The sequence below is a fragment of the Flavobacterium sp. IB48 genome (assembly GCF_016405855.1).
Taxonomy (GTDB): Bacteria; Bacteroidota; Bacteroidia; order Flavobacteriales; family Flavobacteriaceae; genus Flavobacterium; species Flavobacterium ginsengisoli.
In genome coordinates this window covers 668319-693384 of record NZ_JAEFCA010000001.1, presented here as the reverse complement: position 1 = coordinate 693384, position 25066 = coordinate 668319, and the positions used below count along the sequence as shown (strand labels likewise).

Below are 25066 nucleotides of genomic sequence, written 5' to 3'. Positions count from 1 at the left end.
TTAAAGCCCTATATGATTTTTTTGAAATTATTCCTTCAGCTAAAGCGGGAAGCAATTCAACAATATACTATTTTGAAGCTTCTCTAAATTCTTTCAAAACCTGATCAATAACCCAAGTGGTTCTTGCGCCAGAAGTTCCTTTAGATGGAGAAGCGTTTTCTTTGCCTAATAATTCAGCAAGAACAGTTTCAATAAATGGTTGTTGAATATGAAGAGGATTTTCTATCGTAATACTTTCTTTTTCTCCATTTGCATATTGAATATGAACAGGATCATTTCCAAAAGTAGAAAACGAGATTTTACCTTTATCTCCTACAATTTCAGTGTTATCATAACGTTCAAAGCTCGCAAAATTCCATATTCCAGAACCGTGAATTCCGTTTTCAAATAAAAATGACATTGAAACGGCATCTTCTGCAGGATAAGCCATTAATTGAGAAGTCGCATGTCCGCGAACTGATTTAATCGGACCTAAAACAAAATCAAGGAAATCTAAAGTATGGCAAGCCAAATCAACAAAAATTCCGCCTCCTGAAATATGTGGTAAAACAGTCCACGGAAGATTGATTTCGTCATCATAACGTGCTTCAAAAGGATGGTACAAAACACAATTGACGTGTCTGATAGTTCCTAATTTTCCTTGATCAATAATTTCTTTTATCTTTAAAAAACGAGGTAAAGCTCTTCTGTAATACGCAACAAATAGAGGAACATTATGCTCTTTGCAAGTGTTGATCATTTCGTTGCATTCTTCAAACGTCAATGCCATCGGTTTTTCTACATAAACAGGCTTTCCAGCTTTAGCACATAAAATGGTGTATTCTTTATGAGAAGATGGAGGAGTAGCGATATAAACAGCATCGACCTCCGGATCATTAATTAAATCTTCAGCATTCGAATACCATTTTGGAACATTGTGGCGTTTTGCGTAATCTTCGGCAAGTGCCGCATCTCTTCGCATAACAGCAACCAAAGCAGAGTTTGGAGCTTTCTGAAATGCAGGTCCGCTTTTTACTTCAGTCACATTCCCACAGCCAATAATTCCCCATTTTATAATTTCCATTGTGTAAGTTTTAAGTTTCTCAAATTTAAAAAAGGTTTGCCACCATTTGCACTAATTTCCACTAATTCTTTGTGGTTATAATATTTGCCACAGATTAAAAAGATTTTCACAGATTATAAAAATCATTTTAATCTGTGGCAAAAAAGCACTCTACAAATTCCCATTAATTAAATTCGTGCTAATTCGTGAAATTCGTGGCAAAAAAAAATAAAGCCACGAACTCACAAATAAATAGTGAATTCGTGGCTAAAAAAATTAAGTTTAAAGTTTTACTTTTTAGGCAAAGCTTTAAAACCCATATTGTAAAGTGTAAAAGCTTGAATGTCTACGTTCTCTTGAATCGTAGCGGCAACAGATTTTCCTGCTCCATGACCTGCTTTAACATCAATTCTAATTAAAACTGGGTTTTCTCCTGTTTGTTTTTCTTGTAATTCAGAAGCAAATTTGAAACTGTGTGCAGGAACTACACGGTCATCATGATCTCCAGTAGTTACCATTGTTGCAGGATAATGAGTTCCTTGTTTTACATTATGAACCGGAGAATATCCTTTTAAATATTCAAACATTTCTTTGCTGTCTTGAGCAGTTCCATAATCAAAAGCCCATCCTGCACCTGCTGTAAAAGCATTGTAACGAAGCATGTCCATAACTCCAACAGCTGGTAAAGCTACTTTCATTAAATCAGGACGTTGTGTCATTGTTGCACCAACTAACAAACCTCCATTAGATCCTCCGCGAATGGCTAAATAATCAGATGAGGTATATTTTTGAGCGATTAAATATTCTGCAGCAGCAATGAAATCATCAAATACATTTTGTTTTTGAAGTTTTGTTCCTGCATCATGCCATTTTTTTCCGTACTCGCCACCACCTCTAAGGTTAGCAACTGCATAAACACCTCCGTTTTCCATCCAAACTGCATTAGCAATGCTAAAGCTTGGTGTTAAACTAATATTGAATCCGCCGTAACCGTAAAGAATAGTTGGGTTTTTACCGTCTAATTTTGTTCCTTTTTTATACGTAATAATCATCGGAACTTTTGTACCATCTTTTGAAGTATAGAAAACTTGTTTAGACTCATAATCTTCGCTTTTGAAATCTACTTTTGGTTTTTGATATACTTCAGATTTGCCAGATTTTGGTTCCAAAGAATAGATGCTTCCTGGAGTTGTATAATTAGCAAAGCTGTAGTATAAAATTTTGTCAGCTTTTTTACCGCTAAATCCACCAGCAGTTCCAACAGCAGGAAGTTTAATTTCACGAACTAATTTTCCATTGTAATCATATTGTTGTACAAATGAAACGGCATCTTTAGTATAATTCGCAAAGAAATAACCACCGCCAGTTGAAGGAGATAAAATATCTTTAGTTTCTTTAATAAAATCTTTCCAATTCTCAGGTTTCGGATTTGCTGCATCAACGGTTACAATACGTTTATTAGGAGCCTTAAAATCTGTTTCGATAAATAATTTGCTTCCTTCGTTTTCGATAACATTATTATCGCTGTCAAAATTGTCAACGATTGTAACAATAGGACTATTTGCTTTAGTTAGATCTTTAATGTACAATTCATTTCCGTAAGTAGAGTTAGCAGCTGTAATTACCAAATAACGATTGTCTTCAGTAACATATCCGCCTACATATCTTCTTTTCTGATCAGCTCCAAAAATTACTTTATCGTCTTTTTGAGAAGTTCCCAATTTGTGGAAATATAATTTATGCTGATCTGTTTTAGCAGATAATTCACTTCCTTTCGGCTTGTCATAACTAGAGTAGTAAAAACCTTCATTTCCATGCCAAGAAACGCCACTAAATTTTATGTCAACCAAAGTATCTTCTAAAACTTTCTTAGAAAGTGCATCTATAATGATTACTTTTCTCCAGTCGCTTCCGCCTTCAGAAATTGCATAAGCAGCTTTGCTTCCGTCTTTAGAAAAATCAAGTCCGCCAAGAGAAGTTGTTCCGTCTTTAGAAAAAGTATTTGGATCTAAGAAAACTTCTTCTTTACCATTTTCATCTTTTCTGTAAACAACAGATTGATTCTGAAGTCCATTGTTTTTAGAGTAATAAGCAAATTTTCCTTCTTTAGATGGAGCTCCAATTTTTTCGTAGTTCCAAAGTTTTTCCATTCGCTTTTTAAGTTCGTTACGAAATGGAATTTTATCTAAATAACCATAAGTAACTTCGTTTTCGGCTTTTACCCAAGCACCTGTTTCAGCAGATTTATCATCTTCTAGCCAGCGATACGGATCGCTTACTTTGGTGTCAAAATAAACATCAACAGTTTCTCCTTTTTTAGTTTGCGGATATTGCAATTTGCCTTGTCCAAACGAAATTCCTGCGGTTGTAATTGCCATTAATAAAAATGTTTTTTTCATAGTTAGTTTTATCTGTTGTAACAAAAATAGCACTTTTTGTTGTGAAAATTGAAATGAAAAATTAAACCATATAAGTGATGTAAGTTCATTTAAACCGTTTGCTTAATTTTACTTATATGACTTATATGGTTTGAAATTGTTACAGATTAAAGTTAACCCCCAAAACGATATTTCTTCCAATATTCGGAATACCGTCTGTTTTTAATCTAGAAAGGTGAGCAATGTATTTTTTATCAAATAAATTGTTTCCGTTTAGGTTGATGTCAAAAGCAGTTTTTCCTAGTTTAACTGTTCCTCCAAAACCTAAGTTTACCAAAGTATAACCTTTAGAGGCAGTTTCGAAACCACTTACATTATCTTGGTTAAAAGTTGAAGAAACATTCAAAGAAGCAAAACCTTCGCTTAACCAGTTTTTAATATTAAATTCAGTTCTTAATGTATTATTCCAATTGTTTGCAGGAATCAAAGGCAGATAATCTTTGTTTTCTTTTTTACCTGTAACAGTTTCAAAACTAGTTTCAAAATGCAACCAATCTAATGGATGCGGGTGAAAGTGAAGGCCAACTTCTCCCCCGTACAATTGTGCATTGTCTTGAACATAAGCAAAAACATCATTATCGTCTCTAATTTCTCCAGTTGGCGAAGTGTAGATATAATTGTTTACATGATTGTAGAACCCGTTTACGAAAAATTCAAAATGCGTATTTTTATACTCTAAATTCAAATCGGTTTGCACGTTTTGTTCTGTTTTTAAATCAGCATTTCCAATTTCATAACGATTCGTTCCTTCGTGAACGCCGTTTGAAGTTAACTCAGCTAAGTTTGGCGCTCTAAAACCAGTCGCCACATTTAAGCGAAACGTTAACGGCTCTGCTAGTTTAGTTTTGTAACCTAAAGAAGCATTGAAACTATCAAAAGAACGATCTAAAGCCTGAAAATAACCTTCTTCGCCTTCGGTTCCGTGAGCGATAGAAGTAATGTTTCTGTTGTCAAAACGCAATCCGGCTTGAATAACGCTGTTGTCCCATTCGTAGTTGGCAGTTCCAAAAACACCAAAATCATTAGTTGTAGCGTCTGGAATCAAGTATTCTTCTCCAGAATTTTTGTTTGTCTGATGCATTCCTTGAACACCAAAAATAGTTTCGATTTTTCCGAATTTAGGAAAATGGTATTTTGCATTATAATTAAAAGTATTCAATTTCATGTGTAAAGAAGCCTCGTTGCTGTCTTCGAACTCGCTTCTGTCATTTGCGATATATCCTAAATCAACATCTAGTTTAGAGTTTTCGAAGAAAATAACATTATTCAAACTCAATAAATGATTAAAAATTCCTTGTCTTGGAAATTGAGTGTCTTTGCTTGAGGATTGTTCAGCAATTCCGTCTTCAGGAATTCCAATATCCAATTTGTTGTAATTATATCGTACAACACTAGAAAAAGTAGAGTTGCTGTAACCAATTCCAGTTTTAAAATCAGTTTCATTATAGCGAGAATTTGTTACGCGGTCGCCGCCAGAAATCTTGTAATCAGAATGTGTGTTGTAGCTTCCTCTAGCTAAGAATTTCCAATTATCAGTCGAAGTTTTTAATCCAATTGATGAATTGCTTCCTTCTGTATTTGTAAAATATTTTTGGCTGAAATTGGCTTTGAAAGTACCTGCATCAGCAAATTTTTCAGGATTGAAATATAAAACACCTCCTAATGCATCAGAACCATACAATAATGAAGCTGGACCTTTAATGACTTCAACGCTTTCAATTCCGGCATCGTTTAAACCTAAACCATGTTCATCTCCAAACTGTTGGTTTTCGATACGGACACCTTGAGAATAAACCAAAACGCGATTACCGCTAAGTCCACGAATTACTGGTTTTCCGATAGAAGTTCCTGTAGAAATCTGAGAAACTCCAGGAATTGTCGCCAAACCTTCAATCAAAGTAGAGGTTCCTTTTTGCTGTAATGTTTTAATGCTTTCATGCTCAATTTTCATTACGTTTTGAGATTGTAATTTATTGAAAGGCGTTGAAACTACCACTTCGTCCATTTCTAAAATAGACTCTTCAAGAACAATATCTAGGGTATTTTGTTTCAGTAATTTAGCAATTGTTTTGTTTTGATTGGCGTATCCAACATAAGTAAAAGCAATACGTAAGCTTCCATTAGGAAGATTATTCAATTCGTACTTTCCATTTGCGTCTGTCGTAGTTCCTTTATGTAATTCTGGAGCATAAACAGAAACTCCAGGCAATGGATTATTTTGATTGTCGGTTACTGTTCCAGAAACCGAGTTTTGAGCAGTAAGAATGCTCGAAAACCCTAAAATAAGGGCAATTATAAATTTTTTCATTTGAAAATGATGCTATAGTTAATTGAGTTTTTTCTCCGAATGAAAAACCAAAAACCAACAATAAAGCATTCTGATCCTGATTGATAAAAATAGGATTAGAAAACTCAATGTTATTTTGAATTTAAATTAAAAGAAATGTGAAGTTTTTCGAATAATCGAAACCTTAAGAAACTATATTAGCAGGAGGGCCACGTAAGAAATACGAGGTGGTTGAAATTGAAAAAATCTTCTCTGAAAATGGGAAGAAATAAGGTGTTTCTCTGTGGAATGAATGAAATTCAAAAGAGAAATTTTGTGGCAGAACAAAGGATTCAAAAGCAAAATGACAAACAAAACAAACGTCATAATCATGATGCTGATGTGTTATTTCACCATTTGGATCATTGTAATCATGATGGCATTGTTTTTCTGAAAGCTGTTTTACGATATGCTCATAACTGTGTATCGACTGAAACAATATCGAGAACAATATTGCTACAGCAAAAGATAAACTTAATATGAGCTGCTTTCTTTTCATGCTTTGCAAAGGTATAAAAGATAAAAATAAAATTGATGAATTTTTTGTTTCAACGAAGTGAATTATTGAAAAAAATGCAGCAATTAATTTTATTCGCAGTCAAAATGAGAATATTTTTACTTCTTATCTTTACTACAGAAAGCAATATATTATATTTGTATGTGAAATAAATACGCGCCAAAAAGCGTTTATTTGTAATCATCTCTTAAAAACTAAAACCACGATATGCGAATTATTTTTAGCTGTTTATTTTTACTCACTTTTTTTAACTCTTTTGCGCAAGCAGACGTTAAGCCTGAGATAAAACCAGTTATAAAAATAGATTCTCTGTATCGAGAAGATCAGTTTTACTTTTCGGTTACTTATAATATGTTTACCGATATTCCGGTTAATTTCAAACAAAATAAATTTTCTCTAGGACTTTCGGGAGGTTTCTTGCGCGATATGCCTGTAAATAAATCTCGAACAGTTGCAATTGCGGCAGGATTAGGTTTAAGCTATCAGAATTATTATCAAAATTTAACGATTTCTGAAGACGCTTCGGGAGCAATTATATACGGAGTAAATAGTTCTAGCGAATATGCGTCTAATCGTTATAGACAATATTCTGTAGATCTTCCAATAGAATTTAGATGGCGTAATTCGACTTACGAAAGCACTAAATTTTGGCGTATTTATGGCGGAGTAAAATTGAGTTATGTTTTTTCAAGTTCATCTATTCTTGATGATGGAGAAAAAACGTATAGAATCAACAATAACGGGGATATTAATAAATTTCAATACGGCCCATATCTTTCGGCAGGATATAATACCTGGAATGTGTATATATATTACGGCTTAAGTCCATTGTTTAATTCGGCGACCACTTTGTCTGGCGAAAAAATCAATATGAAAACGCTAAATGCAGGATTGATCTTTTATATTCTATAACCACAGATATAAAAATAAAAGTTGCGGCATTATTCCAATAAACAATCCAATTAGTATTTCTCTAGAAGTATGTGCATTCATTTCCAAACGAGATGAAGCTACAATTCCCGACAATAAAATAAGTAAAGCAGACCAATACGGATTGTGCAGTTGAAGATGAATGTTTAATCCGATAACGAAGATCGTTAAACCTGAAATGGCAACCATGTGAAGACTTGCTTTTGTTTTGAAAAGAACACAAACCAATGCCAAAATACTACTAAATAAGGCTCCAAGAAAAAAGAAATGAAGTTCAGGATAACGCGTAATTACAATACTTCTTTTAACTAATAAAATATATAAAAAACATTGCAAAATAAGCGGAATTGCTCGTTCTGAAGTTTGGCTCAGCATGATTGATTTTACATGTCCAGTTGATTTCAACAGTAAGTAAAATAAAACAGGAACAATTATGTTAATCACTAAAATTTGAATTAGAACAAAGTATTTTTCATTTGTACTAAATACGTCGTCTTTATAAAATAAATAAAACAAAGTGGCGTACATCGATATAAAAATCGGATGTAATATATAAGAAAAGAGTGGGAGTAATTTTTTCAAAATCTGCAAATTTGTGGTCTAAAAACAAATATACTCAATAAAAGTTTTCTGCCACGAATTACACTAATTTTCACGAATTCATTTATAAAAACCCTAAATCTGCAGCTCTAATTTTAAGAAATCAACAAATAGAATAATTAGTGAAAATTTGGGAAATTAGTGGCAAACCTTTTTTTAAATTTGAAAAAAAGAAATTACCAAATGAGCATAAATTTAAAAAGCCTGGTTTCAGTTCTCAACGCCAAATGGATTGGCTCAGATGCTGATGTTTTAATCGATCATATCTCCATTGACAGCCGTTCGCTTCAAAACGGATCGCAAACATTATTTTTTGCTTTGGCCGGTATAAACAATGATGCTCATTTATTTATTCCAGATTTAATAGAAAACAAAGTTCAGAACTTTGTTGTTCAATATATCCCAGAAGGTTATGCAGGCAAAGCTAATTTTTTGGTTGTCGAAAATACGCTTTGGGCTCTTCAGGAATTTGCAGCTTATTATAGAAATCTTTTTCATTTTCCAGTTATTGGCTTAACAGGAAGCAACGGTAAAACGATCGTAAAAGAATGGCTTAATTTCTTATTGAGTCCCGATTATAATATTATTAGAAGCCCTAAAAGTTATAACTCTCAAGTCGGAGTTCCGCTTTCGGTAATTGCGATTAATGAAAAACATAATTTAGGAATTTTCGAAGCAGGAATTTCAACAGTTAATGAAATGGTTAAACTGGAGAAAATCATTAAACCAAATATTGGAGTTTTAACAAGCATTGGTTCTGCGCACGATGAAGGCTTCGAAAACTTAGTGCAGAAAATTGATGAAAAACTACTCTTGTTTAAAGATTGCCCGATCATTATTTATCAAAAAAATGAAGTCGTAGATTCTTGCTTGTCTCAATTTGTTGCTGAATATATGCTTCATCCGAGAAAACTGTTCTCTTGGAGTTTTACTGATCAAAATGCAGATGTTTTTATTGAAAAAAGAGAACACAGAAACGATCATACTTTTATACAATATCAATACAAAAATGAGACTTTCAATTTAGAAATTCCGTTTAACGATTCGGCTTCTGTAGAAAATGCGATTTCTTGTTTATTGGTTTTGTTAAACTTTAATTATGATCAGGAAACAATTCAGAACAGAATCGAGATGCTATATCCTGTTCGAATGCGTTTGGAAGTAAAAAACGGAATCAACAATTGCAGTATCATTGATGATAGTTATAGTTCCGATTTTCAATCGCTTAAAATTGCTTTAGATTTTTTAGAAAGCCAGAAGAAAAAAGGCGCTTCTAAAACGGTTATTTTATCAGATATTTTCCAAAGCGGATTCACAAACGAAGAATTATATTCTAAAGTTGCTCAGTTAATTTTAGACAATAAAATAAATCGCATAATTGGCATTGGAGCAACAATTTCTTCCTTTGCTGATCAGTTTCCAAATAGCACAATGTTTGATAATACAGCTGATTTTATTGCCGAAATTGACAATCTGAATTTCAATAACGAAACCATTTTAATAAAAGGAGCTAGATCTTTTCAGTTTGAAGAAATTGTATCGCTTTTAGAAGAAAAAACACATGAGACTATTCTAGAGATTAATCTCGATGCTATCAGCCATAACTTTAATTACTATAAGTCAAAACTGGCGCCAAATGTCAAAATGATGGTGATGGTTAAAGCATTTGGTTATGGAAATGGCGGTTTAGAAATTGCGAAATTGCTAGAACATCATAAAGTTGATTATTTGGGTGTGGCTTTCGCCGATGAAGGAATCGCATTGAAAAATGGCGGAATAAAACTTCCAATTATGGTTTTAAATCCCGAATCGACAAGTTTTCCTTCAATCATTCAATATCAGCTAGAACCTGAAATTTATAGCTTGAAAGGATTAAATGCCTTTTTGAAAATTGCTCGAGAAAAGAACTTAAAAGAGTATCCTATTCATATCAAAATGGATACAGGAATGCATCGTTTAGGTTTTGAAAACAATACTATCGACGAATTAATTTCGACTTTAAAAGGAAATTCAACTGTTCGTGTGCAAAGTATTCTATCGCATTTGGCAACAAGCGATGACCCGAAACATTTTGATTTTGTGAGACAACAAATTGCATTGTTTGAAAAATTGTCTTCAAAATTAATGGCAGAATTAAGTATCAATCCAATTCGACATACTTTGAATACTTCTGGAATCAGTAATTTTCCTGATGCGCAATACAGCATGGTGCGTTTGGGCATTGGATTGTATGGAGTTTCAAATGATCCAGCCGAACAGAAATATCTGGAAAATGTTGGAACATTAAAATCAATAATTTCTCAAATTAGAACTATTCCAGCTGGTGACAGCGTTGGTTACGGGCGTCGTTTTATGGCAGATGCAGCAACCAAAATTGCAACCATCCCGATTGGTTATGCAGATGGGATTGCGAGATTATGGGGTAATGAAGTTGGTTATGTAACAATCAAAAATCAAAAAGCTAAAATCGTCGGAAGTGTCTGCATGGATATGCTGATGGTTAATGTAAGCGATATAGAATGTAAAGAAGGAGATTCGGTAATTATTTTCGGAGAAAGCCCAACCGTTATAGAAATGGCTGTAGCCTTAAAAACAATTCCGTATGAGATAATGACAAGTATTTCGCAACGAGTAAAGAGGGTATTTTTTAGGTAATTTTAAGAATTTCCAATAAAATTGCGTATTTTCGATATTCATTTATTATTCAACTAAACAGATCAAATATGGGATTTTTTTCAGAATTTAAGGAATTTGCAATGAAGGGCAACGTAGTCGATTTGGCTGTCGGTGTAATCATTGGAGCTGCTTTTGGTAAAATTGTAAGCTCGTTAATCGAAGATGTAATTACGCCGCTGTTATTGAAACCTGCTTTAGATGCTGCACATATGTCAACTATCGAACAATTAACTGCTTTTGGAGGAGTCAAATATGGTGTTTTTATTTCGGCAGTAATCAATTTTATTATTGTTGCTTTTGTTTTGTTCTTAATAATTAAAGGAATAAACCACGCTAAAAAGAAAGAAGTTCCTGCGCCGGCAGCTCCAGCAGCGCCAACTCAAGAAGAGTTGCTTACACAAATTAGAGATTTATTAAAAAATAAATAAAAATACAATACCGCTACACTAAGTCTAACTTAACCGCCTTCTAAAGAGGCGGTTTTTTTTAAATTTACTTTAAGATTAATAACTAATTGATTTGCACAAAAAAAATATGGGTTGTAGTGTAGATTTTTATCTTTTGAAAAGAGATATTTTAAGAGCTAAGTTTATTGAGCTAGAAAAAGAAGAAGATAAGTATGCTTTTTTTAGAAACTACTTGATTGAGAAAAACATTAAGGAAGGGAATACATATTCTTCAACTGATGCAAGTATTATAATTCAGAAAGTTAAGGAGGATACATTATTATTGAATAGACATGAATTAAGTGATATTAAAAATTATATTTATGAAGTATCTGTTGGGTACAGTTATAATCCAGAAAACGAGATATTTATAAGAAAAATGCGTGAATTTGGTTTCGAATTAATACATGATATTTCACATGGTTGTGCAAGCCTTTTTCTTTTGAGTCTTGGTGATTCTGAATCAGTAGATTATTCAAGTTGGAATTATGATGAAAGAGATAGAATGAACCTTAAAAGAGAGGAGTTTATTCAAGAACTCGATTATATTATACTCCTTCATAGTAAAATACAACTTAATGAATGTGATAATCTTGATGAAAAAAATGAACTAATTGCTACTATTGAAAATCTTGAAAAAAACGAATTATTGTATAGCGTTATAGAAAGTCATTTTGATTCTGCAATGGAAGATGAAAAGTTGGTGAATAATAGTGAGTCTATATTATTTAATGCTGTAGAATTAAATAGAAAGATTGAAAATACTAAGGATGGAATTATAATTCTCTATTCTTAATAGTTTTTTATGGATTATTTAATTTGTTTCGTTTTTTTTTAATTGAGAAAGAGCTTCTAATTAAATAAAACGTTTTGTTTAATTTGTAACATTTTGTTATTTTTTGTGAATCACCTTGTGGAGACTTTTATTATACTTACTTTTGCGTTACAAAATTAGATTAATTGATTATTTAAAAATATAAAAATGAGAATTGCAGTTGTAGGCGCTACTGGAATGGTAGGCGAAGTAATGCTTAAAGTATTAGCAGAAAGAAACTTTCCTGTTACAGAATTAATCCCTGTTGCATCAGAAAGATCAGTAGGAAAAGAAGTTGAATATAAAGGAACCAAATATAAAGTAGTAGGATTACAAACAGCTGTTGATATGAAAGCTGATATCGCTATTTTCTCTGCTGGAGGTGATACTTCATTAGAGTGGGCTCCAAAATTTGCTGCTGCTGGAACAACTGTAATCGACAACTCTTCTGCATGGAGAATGGATCCAACAAAAAAATTAGTAGTTCCAGAAATCAATGCTGATGTTTTAACTAAAGAAGATAAAATTATTGCAAACCCAAACTGTTCTACTATTCAAATGGTATTAGCTTTGGCTCCTTTGCACAAAAAATACAACATCAAAAGAATCATTGTTTCTACTTACCAATCTATCACAGGAACTGGTGTAAAAGCGGTTAAACAATTAGAAAATGAGTACGCTGGAATTCAAGGCGATATGGCTTACAAATATCCTATTCACAGAAATGCAATTCCACATTGTGACAGTTTTGAAGAAAACGGATATACTAAAGAAGAAATGAAGTTAGTTCGTGAAACTCAAAAAATCCTTTCTGACAACACAATCAGAGTTACAGCTACTGCAGTTCGTGTGCCAGTTGTAGGCGGACACAGTGAAGCAGTAAATGTTGAGTTTACAAATGATTTTGAGGTAAATGAAGTTCGTGAAATCTTACACAACACTGATGGAGTAGTGGTTCAAGATAATTTAGATACCTTTACTTACCCAATGCCATTATATGCAGAAGGTAAAAATGATGTTTTTGTTGGAAGAATTCGTCGTGACGAAAGCCAGCCAAATACATTAAACATGTGGATTGTTGCTGACAACTTAAGAAAAGGAGCTGCAACAAACACAATTCAAATCGCTGAATATTTAATTAAAGCTGGTTTGGTATAATTGAGAGATTAAATAAAATTGTTATAAAGAGAAAACCGTAATTGCAGTAATGTAATTACGGTTTTTTTGTGAGAAATAGTTTTAACTTAGCGGTTAAAATTGAAACGCTATGAATTTCGAGAACTACAAAATAATCCCCAATTACAATACCAATAAAACAGATCTTTTTACAGCCGATGAAGAAGATATATTGGCGTGCGAAAAAACATTAAACATAACTTTTGACGAAGATTACAAAGAATATGTTCAAAATTACGGAAGTGGAATTTTAGGCGGTACTTATGTAAGAGTTTATCTTCCTGAAACGATTGTTTTGACTCTAGAGGAATGGAAAAACCGTATTACTGAATATTGGTTTTGGGATGAAGGAAAAGAGGTATTAACGAAAGAAGAAGTATTGAAATCGATTAGAATTGGAGACACTTTTGATGGAGACGATATCATTCTTTTAAATAGTCAATATTACATTCTGCCACGATACAGCGAAATGATTTATAAAGCTGGAAATACGTTGGAAGAAACAGTTACCTGGTTGTGTTCGTCTGGAATTTTAACGGAAGCTTTTTCTGAACGTGAATTTGAACCTTTTAATCCATCAGAATTTTTAAAAAGTAATTAAAATGAGAGATGAAAATCTTGCTTATATCGTAGATAATTATCTGGAGTTTGAAGAAGTCAAAAGACTTACAGGATTATCTGATGATGAATTAAACAAGCTTATTGAAGAAAAGTTAATTCCGTCACCGTCTTATGTAATTAATTCAGAAATAACGATTAGTTCGCCTTTAAATGATCAGCATACATTGACAATATCTAAGAGATACTTTGCTAAAAACATTGTGAATCTGATTAAGAAGAACAATAAAGAATCTTATGGAGAATTAAAAAAGGAATTTAAAGAGAACTTGCTTCTGCATTTAAAAAATCATCATAATAAAGGATTTGCCTATGGAAACGTTTTTGATGAAAATGGAGAAATAGATCCTGAAAAAGCAGAAAATGCGTTAGAGGAAGAATGGAATTATTACTGTAAAGGGGTTTACGGAATCTGTACTTTGAATAATGACGAAAATGCTATTATCGATAAAGAAATCGCTATCAAACGAATTTTGGATTTTATCGCTAAGAAGTCGTCATCGCAGACAGTAGAAGAAGAAAATTATCTGAAAGAACTAAATGACGAACTGAATGAATCTACCAGTTTATTTGCTCCTTACCAACGAGAGTTGAGCAGTAGAGGCAAATATTTGGATAAACTGCTTAGAGAGTTTTCTTTAGATGATTTAATCAAAAAATATGATTAATAAAAAAAGCGAGAATCATTAAATTCTCGCTTTTTTTATTTTTAGTATTCTGGTGCCAATTCTAACTCCAATCCTTCTAAATCTTCAGTAATTGGGATCTGACAGCCTAAACGGCTATTAGATTTAACGTAAAATGCTTCCGAAAGCATGGCTTCTTCATCGTCACCCATTTCTGGTAATGCAACATCATTTAGAACATAACATTGGCAAGAAGCGCACATGGCCATTCCGCCACAGGTTCCTTCAACAGGAAGTTCGTATGCTTTGCATAACTCCATTATATTCATTGCCATATCAGTCGGAGCCTGTAATTCGTGTATAACTCCTTCTCGATCTTTAATTTTAATTAATACATCCATTTTAATTATTGGAATTTTGGCAGGATTTGATAACGTGAAAAAATCCTAATTTATATTAGCTAGTAGGTTTAGTACTAAATGCGTATTCTTTTCTGTTATTGTCCTTTAAGCGCATTTTTACACCAAGAACGTTGTCATTTTTTTCAAGAATGGTAATCACTGCAATTACAGAATAATAATCTCTGTCAGACTGGAAAACCAATGTTCCTTCGTAAGTTGTGTTTAAAACTCCTTGTTTATCAGTCGAAGCCGAAAGTTTTCTCGGATGAGAGAATTCAGCAGAACTGTAGGTCGATTTTATTGTAAATTTTGCTTTTCCTTCTACAAAATCATATAAGAAATCGTAGTTTCCAATTCGTAGTGATCCTGGTTCTTCATTTGGGTTGATTGAAAATACAATCTTACCCGAATATTGAAAATCAGACCATTCTTCTGATTCACTTACCCAAGCCTTGTCAACCACAACATTCTTACTTTGGGCATAATCTACAGAAACAAAAAACAATAATAAAAAAAGAGCGTAATAGTTTTTCATAGTTTTAGATTTAAGGGTTTTGTGACAAATTTAAGTTAAAATTGTAACAATTCCTTAACGGAAACTCTTAAATCTTTATATTGTTTTTTATGAATATAATAAAAAACGCCTTTTTTTTGGTGCTTTTTTGCCATTTTATTAATCAAACAATAAAACACCTATTATTCCTGTTAAACTGTGAAGGTTTTGATTCTGAGAAAAGACACTATTTTGTTACATTACATTTACCACAGTTTCAATTTGCGGAGCATATTTTTTGATAGTTGTTTCAACACCTGCTTTTAGCGTCATTTGATTAACACTACAGCTGATGCAAGCTCCTTCCAAACGAACTTTTACATGTTTGTCGTCTTCAATAGAAATTAATGAAATATCTCCACCGTCAGATTTTAAGAATGGTCTTATCTCATCTAAGGCCAATAAAACATTACTTGTTAATTCTTCTGTTGTCATAATATTAATGTGTCAATTAGAAAATGTTCCAATTAGAAATTCTTTAAAATTATCTAATTTATCTCATTATCTCAATTATCTAATTATTTTTTAACTGCCGAACATCCTGCCATCGTTGTAATCTTGATCGCTTCTGTTGCAGGCAAACTTTCGTTTCTGTTTACTGTTTCTTGTACAACATTTCTCGTAATTGCTTCAAAAACTTTTTCTATTGGAGAGGCAGTTTGCAATGCAGCTGGACGACCATAATCGCCTGCTTCACGAATAGATTGTACAATTGGAACTTCTCCTAAAAATGGTACGTCTAAATCTTCAGCAAGGTTTTTAGCACCTTCTTGTCCAAAGATATAGTATTTGTTTTCTGGCAATTCTTCTGGTGTAAAGTACGCCATATTTTCAATAATTCCCAAAACAGGAACATTGATATTGTCTTGCATGAACATTGCCACACCTTTTTTGGCATCTGCAAGTGCCACCGCTTGTGGAGTACTTACTACAACAGCTCCGGTAATTGGAAGCGATTGCATGATAGAAAGGTGAATGTCTCCAGTTCCAGGAGGTAAGTCAAGAAGCATGAAATCTAATTCTCCCCAATCTGCATCAAAAATCATTTGGTTTAATGCTTTTGCGGCCATTGGTCCTCTCCAGATTACAGCTTGACTTGGTGCTGTAAAAAATCCGATTGAAAGCATTTTGATTTCATAGCTCTCAATAGGCTTCATTTTTGATTTTCCGTCAACGGTTACAGAAACAGGTTTCTCGTTCTCAACGTCAAACATAATTGGCATAGAAGGTCCGTAAATATCAGCATCTAAAACACCAACTTTAAAGCCCATTTTTGCAAGTGTAACAGCTAAGTTTGCAGTCACAGTAGATTTTCCTACTCCTCCTTTACCAGAAGCAACAGCGATAATATTTTTAATTCCAGGAATTGCACGACCTTTAATTTCAGGTTTCTCTGGAGTTTCTACTTTAATGTTTACTTTTACTTTAGCATCAGGAGATATTAAATCATGAATTGTTTTTTTAATATCATCTTCTGCTCTTTTTTTGATGTGCATAGCAGGTGTATGCAATACAAGGTCTACAACAGCTTCATCTCCAAATGTTATAACATTGGTTACGGCACCGCTTTCAACCATATTTTTTCCTTCTCCAGCAATAGTGATTGTCTCTAAAGCTTTTAGAATTTCTTTTCTATCTAGTTTCATTGTAATGGGCTATTTTTTTATTCTCTAAAAACAGTCTTATAAGATTATATTTATTTAAACTGATTTCAGGGTGCAAAGATAACAGATTAAGTTCGGAAATTAAGCGTTTTTGAATTGTAATTATTGATATTGAGATTATTCAAAATTATTCAAAAGTATTTTTTATTGAAAATCATAATTAAGAATGATTAGTGTTCTGATGCTTTGAGAAAAGTTTTTCTATTTAAATGAATATTTTTTATGTAAGTTTTCTTTCAATTAAATAAAATTTCTCACAAAACTTCGTTATATTTGATAGCCCAAATCGATGATTGCCAGAGATGAAAAAAATATGTGAAAACTAAGGTTTTTTTAGAGTGTTTATTGGGTTTTCGGTATTTTTTTTAAAGTTATTTCCACTAATTTAAAACTTTAAAAATATGCGAAATTTTACTTTTTCTTTAATTATTGTTACAGTCGGTTTTTTTGCATTTTCATTCAATTCATTATCCAACAGTGCCAAAAACAATACTGATTTAACAAATCGAAAAGCTGTTTCGGTCATTACTCTCGATGCCGCTTCAATCAATGCTTTTTTTAAAAAATATCCTAAGCTTAAAAAATATCAGAAAGATGTCGAGGGTATTTACAAAGCCAAAGACTATAAATCTATTTGGTATGATGATAAAAGTATAACCGAATTTGGATCCTTATTGTACCAGAAAGTAAATGTTCTTAAAGATCAAGGTATTGAAGAGAAAATGCCTTACAAAGAGCAAATTGATGAGGCTTTTAATGAAAGTTCTTCAAACAAACCACCACAGCTTGATACCGAATTACTGCTTACAAGCATGTATGTATTTTATGCAAGTAATGTATATTCTGGGGTAGATCCTGCGACTTTGAAAAAAATAGGATGGTACTTGCCTGCAAAATCTATTTCGTATACTCACATTCTAGATTCATTAATGGTAGATTCAGATCGATTGAATGAAGATGATAATCTGTTATTCAGCCAATATTACAAATTGAAAGATGCACTTAAAAAATACCGTAAAATAGAAACCGATAATCTTTGGAAGAAAATTACAATTGATAGTCTCAATTTTAAAGACTTAAGACCAGACGATACAGCTATTGCTATAAAACAAATTAGAAATCGCTTATTTGTAGTTGGAGATTTAAAACAAGATTCTGGAAGTGATATTTATGATGAAGAATTGATGGCGGGAGTTTTAAATTATAAAAAAAGATATAATCTAAAAATAAATTATGCCCTAACAAGAGATATTATCAATCAGATGAATGAGCCGATTAGTAAAAGAATCAGGACCATTATGTTGAATATGGAAAGATGCAGATGGATTCCGACCAAATTGGCAAAAGCTGAAGAATATGTCATGGTAAATATCCCGTCATTCAGATTATTCTATGTTAAGGACGGAAAATACGATCTTGTTTCGGATATTTTTGTTGGTAACAGGCTTAGTGAGACTGTAATTTTTAGCGGTAATATGGATCGGATTGTTTTTAGTCCTTATTGGTATGTGCCAACGAGTATTATTCAAAATGAATTAAAACTCCAGATGGCAAGTGATAAAAACTATCTGGCAGAACATAATATGGAATGGAATGGAGGGAAAGTGCGACAAAAACCAGGACCAAAGAATTCTCTAGGATTAGTAAAATTTATGTTTCCAAATCCGAACGATATTTACATGCACGACACGCCTGCAAAAAGTTTGTTCGAATTTGAAAAACGTACTTTCAGTCACGGTTGTATAAATGTGAAAGAAGCCAAACAGCTTGCATTGCATATTTTAAAAGACGATCCAGACTGGCCGGTAGATAAAATTGAAAGTGCTATGAGCGGAGAAAAAGAAACAACTTGTATGCTTAAACGCAAAATTCCGGTTTACATAGGATATTTTACGTGTTGGGTTCAGGATAACGGAGAAGTCAATTTTTTCCCAGATGTATACGATCGAGACCAAAGTCTAGACAAACTGATCTATAACGATGCTGTAACGATGAAAGATTAAAAATAGAAGCCCGGCGGATTTAAAAAAAAATCTGTCGGGCTTCTTTAAAAAAAATGGTCTACAAGCTTATTCGTATTTTAAATACTTTAATATATCGATCTTGGTTACCTGAAATGCTTTTGTTAAAACAATAAATAAGGTTAAGAACAAAAGAGAAATCAAGGCAATTATGAAAGGAATAGTCGATATTCCAATTCTAAAAGCGAAATCTTCCAGCCATTTCTGTAATAATATATAAGCAGGAACAATCCCGATTACAAATCCTATAAAACAGTAAACAATATATTGTTTCGACAATTCTTTTAGGAGAATATCTGTTTCAGCTCCTAATGTTTTTCGAATGGCGATTTCTTTCAATCTTCTCTCCATCGAAAATGATGCCAAAGCAAACAATCCAAATATAGCAATTACGATTACGACCAAATTTAGGATGAAAAAGAGGTTTTTTTGCTTGACTTGCTCTTCATAAGTTTTCGAAAATCCTTTGTTAACAAATTCGTAATCAAATGGATAGTCTGGGTTTACGTTTTTCTCCCAATATAATTTCAATTTTTCTAACGTTTCTGTTAAATTATTTGGAGAAACCTTTACAAGCACTCTATTGAAATTATTCCATTTTAACGTTTTTAAACTAATAAAAACCATTGGCGGAACCTTATTCTGCAAATCGATTAAATTAAAGTCTTTTACAACTCCAACAACTCTAAACTTTAAGTTATCATCGCTGCCAATACTCCAGCCCGATGTTATCATAGTGTTTACTGGATTCTTAAGATTTAGTTCTTTAGCAAGAGTTTCGTTTATAAGCATGCCACTTACCGTGTCTGATGCAAATTGAGGAGATAAATCGCGTCCTTCGGCGATTTTGATTTTCATCATTTCAAGAAATCCAAAATCCATTTCGATGTTTTTGGGCTGTACAAAAATTCCATTATGCTTAAATCCTGAACTTGATCCAGCATTACCTCCAAAAGTGCCGGCAAATGTAGTAACATCTACAACTCCTGGGATTTTTTTAATTTCTTGTTTCTGTGCTAAATATTTATCTGTTCTGCTTAACCGCTCTTTTGTATTGTACGTAATAGAAAGTACTTGGTCACCGTTGAAGCCTAGATCTTTATTCATCATGTAATCAACCTGCGAATTAACAATCAATGCTCCAATGATAAAGAAAGCTGCAATTCCGAACTGAAAAATAAGCATTGAGTTTCGAATCCAGATGCCACTTTTACTTCTTGAGAAATTACCTTTTAAAACCTTTAATGTTTCAAAATTTGAGATATAAACAGCAGGGAAAATACCCGCAAGAACAATTACTAATCCAAATATAAAAATAAGCTGCAGGTAAAATTCGCCGCCATTCATAGTCAAAGTCTTTCTCAAGAAAGTATTATAATAAGGTAATGAAAGCTCAACAATAGCAAGTGCAAAAACAATAGCAAGCATTACTATTATGGAAGTTTCAAAAATAAACTGAGCAACAATCTGTTTTTTGGTTGCGCCAACAATCTTGCGAACACCAACTTCTTTGGCGCGTTTAATGGCCGATGCAGTTGCTAGATTGATATAGTTTACCATCGATAAAAATAATATTAGAACAGATAAACCGCCCATAATATAAAGCAATTTTAAATTGCCTTGTCCTTCGGGAAAATTTTGTCCTCCTGAACTTTTTGTGCCATACAAACGAGAGGTTTTCAATTGATCAAGCATCACTTCGACCTGTCCGTTTTCTTTTAGATATTGTTCTACAGTCTGTCCGCTGGCTTTTGCATCTTTTACTGTTCTGTTGATAAAAATTACATTTTGCATTTTCTTTATAAGAGCAGAAGGATTGGTTCCTTTTTTAGCTTTGACCATTAAAGCATAATTAAAATTTCCCCATTGATCTTTATCACCGTCACGTTTAACCCCGTTAAAAATATAATTTGGTTCGATCGAAGAAGGTTTAGTCACACGATAAACCGCTTTTACGATGTAATCGCCATTTCCATACGTAATTGATTTGCCAATTGGATCATCGTTTTTGAAAAGCAATTTTGCCTGATCTTCAGATACAGCAGCGCTATTTTTTTCTTTTAAAATATTCTCTTTGCTTCCTTTTATAATTTCAAAAGGAAAAAAATCAAAAAAGTTTTCGTCTGTACGAATAACTTTTTTATCTAATATTTTTAGATTTTGAAATTTAACAACGCCATCTTCGTACCAATTGTATAGAAAACAAACTTTGTCAATTTCTGGAATTGTAGCTTTACAGGTTTCTCCAAACGGAATCGAACTAGTCGCCCAAATATCTCCCGAGCCAATTTTGTTTAGAACAAGATAAGCGTTCTCTTTTTCAGGATTCCATTGATCGTATGCATTTTCATTGTTCCAATATAAAATTGCAAAAATAACAGAAGCAATTCCGATACTTAATCCCAGAACATTTAAAAACGAAAACAGTTTGCTTTGTTTTAAATGATATATAAATATTTTAAACCAGTTAAAAATCATTTTGAGGTATATTTTTATAGTTGATATGGTTGTTTTGGTAAACCTTTCGGTTTTAAATCATAGTAAATATTTTGCACACCAGTTCTACCAGAACTACCAGTGCAGTAACAATAATTTTAATCATCACTTTATTATTTAGCGTCCATAAAAACATCAACATTACGTTGATTTAACTTTTCAGAAAATATAACTCCGTCTTTCATGTGAATAGTTCTTTGCGAAAAAGAAGCATCATAATCAGAGTGGGTAACCATCAAAATAGTAGCGCCTTTAGCATGTAAATCGGTTAAAAGTTCCATTACTTCATTACCGTTTTTACTGTCTAAGTTTCCTGTTGGCTCATCCGCCAAAATAATTTTAGGGTCATTTACCAAAGCTCTTGCAACCGCAACCCTTTGTTGCTGTCCTCCAGAAAGCTGTTGCGGAAAATGTTTCAAACGATGAGAAATATTTAGTTTTTCAGCAATAGCTTCAATTTTCTGTTTTCTTTCAGAAGCTTTTACATTGTTGTAAAGCAATGGCAATTCGATATTATCGTAAACAGAAAGCTCATCGATTAAGTTGAAGTTTTGAAAAATAAAACCAATGTTTTCTTTGCGCACTTGCGATCTTCCTTTTTCTTTTAGACCAATCATTTCCTGATCTAATAATTTGTAGCTTCCACCATCTGCACTGTCCAAAAGCCCGATTATATTTAATAAAGTCGATTTTCCACAGCCCGAAGGCCCCATGATAGTTAAAAAATCTCCTTTTTTTATTTCTACGTTGATACCGCTTAAAGCAGCAGTTTCTATTTCTTCTGTTCTAAAAACTTTGGTTAAATTCTGAATTGTGATCATAATTTTTAAGGTTTTGAAATGTTATTAAATACGTTTTTTGATTGATGATTGATTTTTTATAATTGTGAATTGTAAATTGTGAATTGTAAATTGTAAATTGTGAACTGTGACTGAAAAACCGCGACTCTCTACTGCGACTGCGACTCAAGAGAAAGCTCTTCGATATCTTTATAATCGGTGTAAGAAGAAGTAACTACAGATTCGCCTTCTTTTAAACCTTCTAAGACTTCATAATATGAAGGATTTTCGCGTCCTAATTTGATATTTCTTCTTACCGCTTTGTTTCCGTTTATAACAAAAATCCATTTTCCTGCAGCTTCTTGGTTAAACGCTCCTCTCGGAATTACCAAAGTTCTATTCTTTTCAGACAAAATCAGTTTTACGCCAAAACTAAGTCCGTCCTGCAGGACAATATTTTCTTTGCTTACAAAAGCAAGTTCTACAGTAAAACGTCCGCCCTTAACCTCTGGAATTACTTTGGTCACGATAACTTCAAGATTTTTTCCTTTAAATTCTACCTGTCCTTTTAAGCCTTCTCTAAGTTTTTCCAGATAAAACTCGTCTACTTCGGCAATAAGTTTATATCCTTTGTTAGAATCAATTCTTCCAATGCTTGCGCCTGCTTGAAAAGTTTTTCCTAAAACCGGTTCAAAAGAAGTTAATCGTCCTGTTTCTGGAGCTGTAATTAAGAAGTTCTTTTTGTTGTTTCTAAGAATATCTAAACTTTTCTCCATAGTCTGGATCGAACGGTTTATTTGAGAAATCTGAACCTGATTGCTTTGTTTTTCTTTTTGAATACTCTGTTGAATTGTTCTTTTGCGTTCTTCCTGAAAACGAAGGCTTTCTTTAAAAGTATTCCAGTCATTTTTAGAAATTACATCTTTCTCATACAGCTTTGCATTCATGTCATATAATCTTTTCGCATCGTTATAATCATGTTCAATCAAAACTAAATCTTTGTTTAAGTTTAGTTCTTGATTTCTAATGTTTAATTTTCCTGTATTCAAATTGTTGATTTGCTCAATAATAGCAGTTTCTTGAGTAAGATAATTTAATTCTGTGTTCGGATTGTACAAACGAGCCAGCGATTGTCCTTTGGTAACCATTGCGCCATTTTCTACAAAGATTTCTTTTACAGAACCTCCCTCGGTAACATTCACAAGCATAACATTCAAAGGTTCTACTTTTGCTTGAAAAACTACAAAATCTTCGAAAAAGGCTTTTTCTGCTTTTTGAATTACCAATTCGTCGGCTTTTACATTTAAAGTTCTTTTGGTATTAAATGCGAAAACACTAATGGTTAGCAAAACTAAAAAAACAGCAATTGCTATTGCGAGATATCTAAATTTTTTACTTTTACGAGGAATTATCGTGTCCATTTTTTTAAATTATTTTACTGATAATCAATAGGTAAATACTGTGCCATAAAATTTATTATTTGTAAAGTGTTGAATTTAAAGGAGCTTTAGAAAACACTTCAAAAAAGCAGTGTCCGATAATGAACAGTTGACCGTTCGGAAGCGGACAGAAAAAAGACCAAATGAGAAAAAAACTAGCCCAAATATTAGTTGTCGACGATCAGGAAGAAATTCTTTTTTCTGCAAAAATGATTCTTAAAAAACATTTCGAGACGATTTTTACAACTAATAGCCCCAAAAAAATCATTTCAATCTTAAGCGAAAATGACATAAATGTGGTTTTGCTAGATATGAATTACCGAATTGGGTTTGAAGACGGGCGAGAAGGCATTCATTGGCTAAAAGAAATTAAAACGCTTTCTCCGCAGACAGTCGTTATTTTAATGACCGCTTTTGGTAAAATTGAAACTGCTGTAGAAGGTATTAAAATTGGAGCTTTTGATTATGTGCTAAAGCCGTGGAATAACGAAAAATTGCTAGAAGTTATTGATAAAGCAGTTACAGAAAGCAGAAAAAATAGCAAAAAAACAACTACAGAAAAAGCAGAGAAGACCGAAAAGAAATATTTTGTCGGTACTTCGGCTAAAATAAAACAAGCGTATTCAATTGCCGAAAAAGTAGCCAGAACAGATGCCAATGTTTTGATTTTGGGTGAAAACGGAACAGGAAAATATGTTTTTGCCGAATATATTCATCAGCATTCAGAAAGAAAAAATCAGCCTTTTGTACATGTAGATTTAGGTTCACTAAGCGACAATCTGTTTGAAAGCGAACTTTTTGGTTACGCCAAAGGTGCTTTTACCGATGCTAAAATTGATACTCCAGGACGTTTCGAAAATGCATCGAACGGAACAATTTTTTTAGATGAAATTGGGAATATCCCGCTTCATCTTCAAGCTAAATTATTACATGTTTTACAGACTAAAACCGTAACACGTTTAGGAGAAAGCAAACCACGACCGTTGAATGTTCGTGTTATTGCAGCAACCAACAGCGATATAAAAGTTGAGGTAAAAAATAAAACCTTCCGTGAAGATTTGCTGTACCGAATTAATACCATGGAAATCAATCTTCCGTCTTTACGCGAAAGAAAAGACGATATTGTGCCAATGGCAAATTTCATTCTAGAACAGATTGCAGAAAAATACAATCAGGAAAATTGGTGTTTTGAAGATAATGTTGCATCTTATCTGGAAAAATATCCGTGGAAAGGAAATGTGCGTGAAATGGAAAACAAAATAGAACGCGCTTTGATTTTAGCTGAAAACAATACCATTTCGGTAATGGATTTGGATATTTTGGACTTTGAAGAGATTCAGGAAAATGATGAAAATCCGTTATCAGAAATGGAGAAAGGCGCAATCGAAAAAGCACTTTTTAAACACAACGGAAACATCAGTAAAACTGCCGAAGAATTAGGTTTGTCGCGCGCTGCGTTGTACAGAAGAATAGAGAAATACGATTTGAAGAATTAAAGAGAAAG

The 25066-nt window shown here is 32.9% G+C and carries 21 protein-coding genes; 9 read left to right on the top strand and 12 right to left on the bottom strand.

Annotated features, from left to right (window positions below):
• Nucleotides 1–67 precede the first annotated feature (67 nt).
• The 4 genes from JC605_RS03040 to JC605_RS03025 all read right to left on the bottom strand — a co-directional run bounded on the left by JC605_RS03040 (nucleotide 68) and on the right by JC605_RS03025 (nucleotide 6305).
• A complete protein-coding gene (locus tag JC605_RS03040; protein ID WP_198854813.1) occupies nucleotides 68–1063 on the bottom strand; it encodes a Gfo/Idh/MocA family protein in 996 nt (331 codons plus the stop codon).
• Nucleotides 1064–1332: 269 nt separating this feature from the next.
• The gene (locus tag JC605_RS03035) at nucleotides 1333–3441 is read right to left on the bottom strand and encodes a prolyl oligopeptidase family protein (protein WP_198854812.1); all 2109 of its coding nucleotides are present in this window, start codon (nucleotides 3439–3441) and stop codon (nucleotides 1333–1335) included.
• 139 nt (nucleotides 3442–3580) lie between these two features.
• Nucleotides 3581–5788 carry a TonB-dependent receptor gene (locus tag JC605_RS03030; protein ID WP_198854811.1) on the bottom strand — a complete coding sequence of 736 codons (2208 nt, stop codon included), beginning with the start codon at nucleotides 5786–5788 and terminating at the stop codon, nucleotides 3581–3583.
• Nucleotides 5789–5951: 163 nt separating this feature from the next.
• Entirely contained in the window at nucleotides 5952–6305 is a 354-nt protein-coding gene (locus JC605_RS03025) for a hypothetical protein (protein ID WP_198854810.1), read from the bottom strand.
• Between the two features lie 225 nt (nucleotides 6306–6530).
• Between JC605_RS03025 and JC605_RS03020 the strand changes: the two genes are divergently transcribed.
• Complete coding sequence (locus JC605_RS03020; RefSeq protein ID WP_198854809.1) at nucleotides 6531–7235, top strand: porin family protein; 705 nt, start codon at nucleotides 6531–6533, stop codon at nucleotides 7233–7235.
• Here the strand turns inward: JC605_RS03020 and JC605_RS03015 are convergent.
• Entirely contained in the window at nucleotides 7230–7697 is a 468-nt protein-coding gene (locus JC605_RS03015; protein ID WP_289058098.1) for a hypothetical protein, read from the bottom strand. The genes JC605_RS03020 and JC605_RS03015 overlap by 6 nt on opposite strands.
• 339 nt (nucleotides 7698–8036) lie before the next feature.
• Between JC605_RS03015 and JC605_RS03010 the strand changes: the two genes are divergently transcribed.
• The 6 genes from JC605_RS03010 to JC605_RS02985 all read left to right on the top strand — a co-directional run bounded on the left by JC605_RS03010 (nucleotide 8037) and on the right by JC605_RS02985 (nucleotide 14251).
• Nucleotides 8037–10508, top strand: coding sequence for a bifunctional UDP-N-acetylmuramoyl-tripeptide:D-alanyl-D-alanine ligase/alanine racemase (locus JC605_RS03010; protein ID WP_198854808.1), 2472 nt, complete (start codon nucleotides 8037–8039; stop codon nucleotides 10506–10508).
• Nucleotides 10509–10576: 68 nt separating this feature from the next.
• Nucleotides 10577–10957, top strand: coding sequence for a large conductance mechanosensitive channel protein MscL (gene mscL, locus JC605_RS03005; protein ID WP_198854807.1), 381 nt, complete (start codon nucleotides 10577–10579; stop codon nucleotides 10955–10957).
• Nucleotides 10958–11063: 106 nt separating this feature from the next.
• The gene (locus JC605_RS03000) at nucleotides 11064–11771 is read left to right on the top strand and encodes a hypothetical protein (RefSeq protein WP_198854806.1); all 708 of its coding nucleotides are present in this window, start codon (nucleotides 11064–11066) and stop codon (nucleotides 11769–11771) included.
• Between the two features lie 186 nt (nucleotides 11772–11957).
• Nucleotides 11958–12947, top strand: coding sequence for an aspartate-semialdehyde dehydrogenase (locus tag JC605_RS02995; RefSeq protein ID WP_198854805.1), 990 nt, complete (start codon nucleotides 11958–11960; stop codon nucleotides 12945–12947).
• 109 nt (nucleotides 12948–13056) lie between these two features.
• A complete protein-coding gene (locus tag JC605_RS02990; RefSeq protein ID WP_198854804.1) occupies nucleotides 13057–13566 on the top strand; it encodes an SMI1/KNR4 family protein in 510 nt (169 codons plus the stop codon).
• A gap of 1 nt (nucleotide 13567) precedes the next feature.
• Entirely contained in the window at nucleotides 13568–14251 is a 684-nt protein-coding gene (locus JC605_RS02985; protein WP_198854803.1) for a DUF6058 family natural product biosynthesis protein, read from the top strand.
• Between the two features lie 41 nt (nucleotides 14252–14292).
• Here JC605_RS02985 and JC605_RS02980 read toward each other — a convergent pair whose 3' ends face one another.
• From JC605_RS02980 to JC605_RS02965, 4 genes are all read right to left on the bottom strand, one after another.
• On the bottom strand, nucleotides 14293–14610 hold the full coding sequence (locus JC605_RS02980) for a 2Fe-2S iron-sulfur cluster-binding protein (RefSeq protein ID WP_091490641.1): 318 nt from the start codon (nucleotides 14608–14610) through the stop codon (nucleotides 14293–14295).
• A 55-nt stretch (nucleotides 14611–14665) separates the two neighbouring features.
• Complete coding sequence (locus JC605_RS02975; RefSeq protein WP_198854802.1) at nucleotides 14666–15145, bottom strand: hypothetical protein; 480 nt, start codon at nucleotides 15143–15145, stop codon at nucleotides 14666–14668.
• Nucleotides 15146–15358: 213 nt separating this feature from the next.
• Entirely contained in the window at nucleotides 15359–15598 is a 240-nt protein-coding gene (locus JC605_RS02970; RefSeq protein WP_095929732.1) for a NifU family protein, read from the bottom strand.
• Nucleotides 15599–15681: 83 nt separating this feature from the next.
• Nucleotides 15682–16809: an Mrp/NBP35 family ATP-binding protein gene (locus tag JC605_RS02965; RefSeq protein ID WP_198854801.1), complete on the bottom strand. Its 1128-nt coding sequence runs from the start codon at nucleotides 16807–16809 to the stop codon at nucleotides 15682–15684.
• Between the two features lie 419 nt (nucleotides 16810–17228).
• Here JC605_RS02965 and JC605_RS02960 point away from each other — a divergent pair, with 419 nt between their 5' ends.
• Nucleotides 17229–18830: a murein L,D-transpeptidase gene (locus JC605_RS02960; protein ID WP_198854800.1), complete on the top strand. Its 1602-nt coding sequence runs from the start codon at nucleotides 17229–17231 to the stop codon at nucleotides 18828–18830.
• A 66-nt stretch (nucleotides 18831–18896) separates the two neighbouring features.
• Here the strand turns inward: JC605_RS02960 and JC605_RS02955 are convergent, their stop codons facing one another.
• From JC605_RS02955 to JC605_RS02945, 3 genes are all read right to left on the bottom strand, one after another.
• The gene (locus JC605_RS02955; protein ID WP_198854799.1) at nucleotides 18897–21326 is read right to left on the bottom strand and encodes an ABC transporter permease; all 2430 of its coding nucleotides are present in this window, start codon (nucleotides 21324–21326) and stop codon (nucleotides 18897–18899) included.
• Nucleotides 21327–21457: 131 nt separating this feature from the next.
• Nucleotides 21458–22165 carry an ABC transporter ATP-binding protein gene (locus JC605_RS02950; RefSeq protein ID WP_198854798.1) on the bottom strand — a complete coding sequence of 236 codons (708 nt, stop codon included), beginning with the start codon at nucleotides 22163–22165 and terminating at the stop codon, nucleotides 21458–21460.
• 128 nt (nucleotides 22166–22293) lie between these two features.
• Nucleotides 22294–23544 carry an efflux RND transporter periplasmic adaptor subunit gene (locus tag JC605_RS02945; RefSeq protein ID WP_198854797.1) on the bottom strand — a complete coding sequence of 417 codons (1251 nt, stop codon included), beginning with the start codon at nucleotides 23542–23544 and terminating at the stop codon, nucleotides 22294–22296.
• A 161-nt stretch (nucleotides 23545–23705) separates the two neighbouring features.
• On the opposite strand from JC605_RS02945, the gene JC605_RS02940 reads away from it, so the two are divergent.
• Complete coding sequence (locus JC605_RS02940; RefSeq protein WP_198854796.1) at nucleotides 23706–25058, top strand: sigma-54 dependent transcriptional regulator; 1353 nt, start codon at nucleotides 23706–23708, stop codon at nucleotides 25056–25058.
• Nucleotides 25059–25066 lie beyond the last annotated feature (8 nt).

Bases quoted from the DNA above. Each gene is read 5' to 3' on its own strand.
- JC605_RS03040 (WP_198854813.1), bottom strand. From the start codon at position 1,063: ATGGAAATTATAAAATGGGGAATTATTGGCTGTGGGAATGTGACTGAA.
- JC605_RS03035 (WP_198854812.1), bottom strand. From the start codon at position 3,441: ATGAAAAAAACATTTTTATTAATGGCAATTACAACCGCAGGAATTTCG.
- JC605_RS03030 (WP_198854811.1), bottom strand. From the start codon at position 5,788: ATGAAAAAATTTATAATTGCCCTTATTTTAGGGTTTTCGAGCATTCTT.
- JC605_RS03025 (WP_198854810.1), bottom strand. From the start codon at position 6,305: ATGAAAAGAAAGCAGCTCATATTAAGTTTATCTTTTGCTGTAGCAATA.
- JC605_RS03020 (WP_198854809.1), top strand. From the start codon at position 6,531: ATGCGAATTATTTTTAGCTGTTTATTTTTACTCACTTTTTTTAACTCT.
- JC605_RS03010 (WP_198854808.1), top strand. From the start codon at position 8,037: ATGAGCATAAATTTAAAAAGCCTGGTTTCAGTTCTCAACGCCAAATGG.
- mscL (WP_198854807.1), top strand. From the start codon at position 10,577: ATGGGATTTTTTTCAGAATTTAAGGAATTTGCAATGAAGGGCAACGTA.
- JC605_RS03000 (WP_198854806.1), top strand. From the start codon at position 11,064: ATGGGTTGTAGTGTAGATTTTTATCTTTTGAAAAGAGATATTTTAAGA.
- JC605_RS02995 (WP_198854805.1), top strand. From the start codon at position 11,958: ATGAGAATTGCAGTTGTAGGCGCTACTGGAATGGTAGGCGAAGTAATG.
- JC605_RS02990 (WP_198854804.1), top strand. From the start codon at position 13,057: ATGAATTTCGAGAACTACAAAATAATCCCCAATTACAATACCAATAAA.
- JC605_RS02985 (WP_198854803.1), top strand. From the start codon at position 13,568: ATGAGAGATGAAAATCTTGCTTATATCGTAGATAATTATCTGGAGTTT.
- JC605_RS02980 (WP_091490641.1), bottom strand. From the start codon at position 14,610: ATGGATGTATTAATTAAAATTAAAGATCGAGAAGGAGTTATACACGAA.
- JC605_RS02975 (WP_198854802.1), bottom strand. From the start codon at position 15,145: ATGAAAAACTATTACGCTCTTTTTTTATTATTGTTTTTTGTTTCTGTA.
- JC605_RS02970 (WP_095929732.1), bottom strand. From the start codon at position 15,598: ATGACAACAGAAGAATTAACAAGTAATGTTTTATTGGCCTTAGATGAG.
- JC605_RS02965 (WP_198854801.1), bottom strand. From the start codon at position 16,809: ATGAAACTAGATAGAAAAGAAATTCTAAAAGCTTTAGAGACAATCACT.
- JC605_RS02960 (WP_198854800.1), top strand. From the start codon at position 17,229: ATGCGAAATTTTACTTTTTCTTTAATTATTGTTACAGTCGGTTTTTTT.
- JC605_RS02955 (WP_198854799.1), bottom strand. From the start codon at position 21,326: ATGATTTTTAACTGGTTTAAAATATTTATATATCATTTAAAACAAAGC.
- JC605_RS02950 (WP_198854798.1), bottom strand. From the start codon at position 22,165: ATGATCACAATTCAGAATTTAACCAAAGTTTTTAGAACAGAAGAAATA.
- JC605_RS02945 (WP_198854797.1), bottom strand. From the start codon at position 23,544: ATGGACACGATAATTCCTCGTAAAAGTAAAAAATTTAGATATCTCGCA.
- JC605_RS02940 (WP_198854796.1), top strand. From the start codon at position 23,706: ATGAGAAAAAAACTAGCCCAAATATTAGTTGTCGACGATCAGGAAGAA.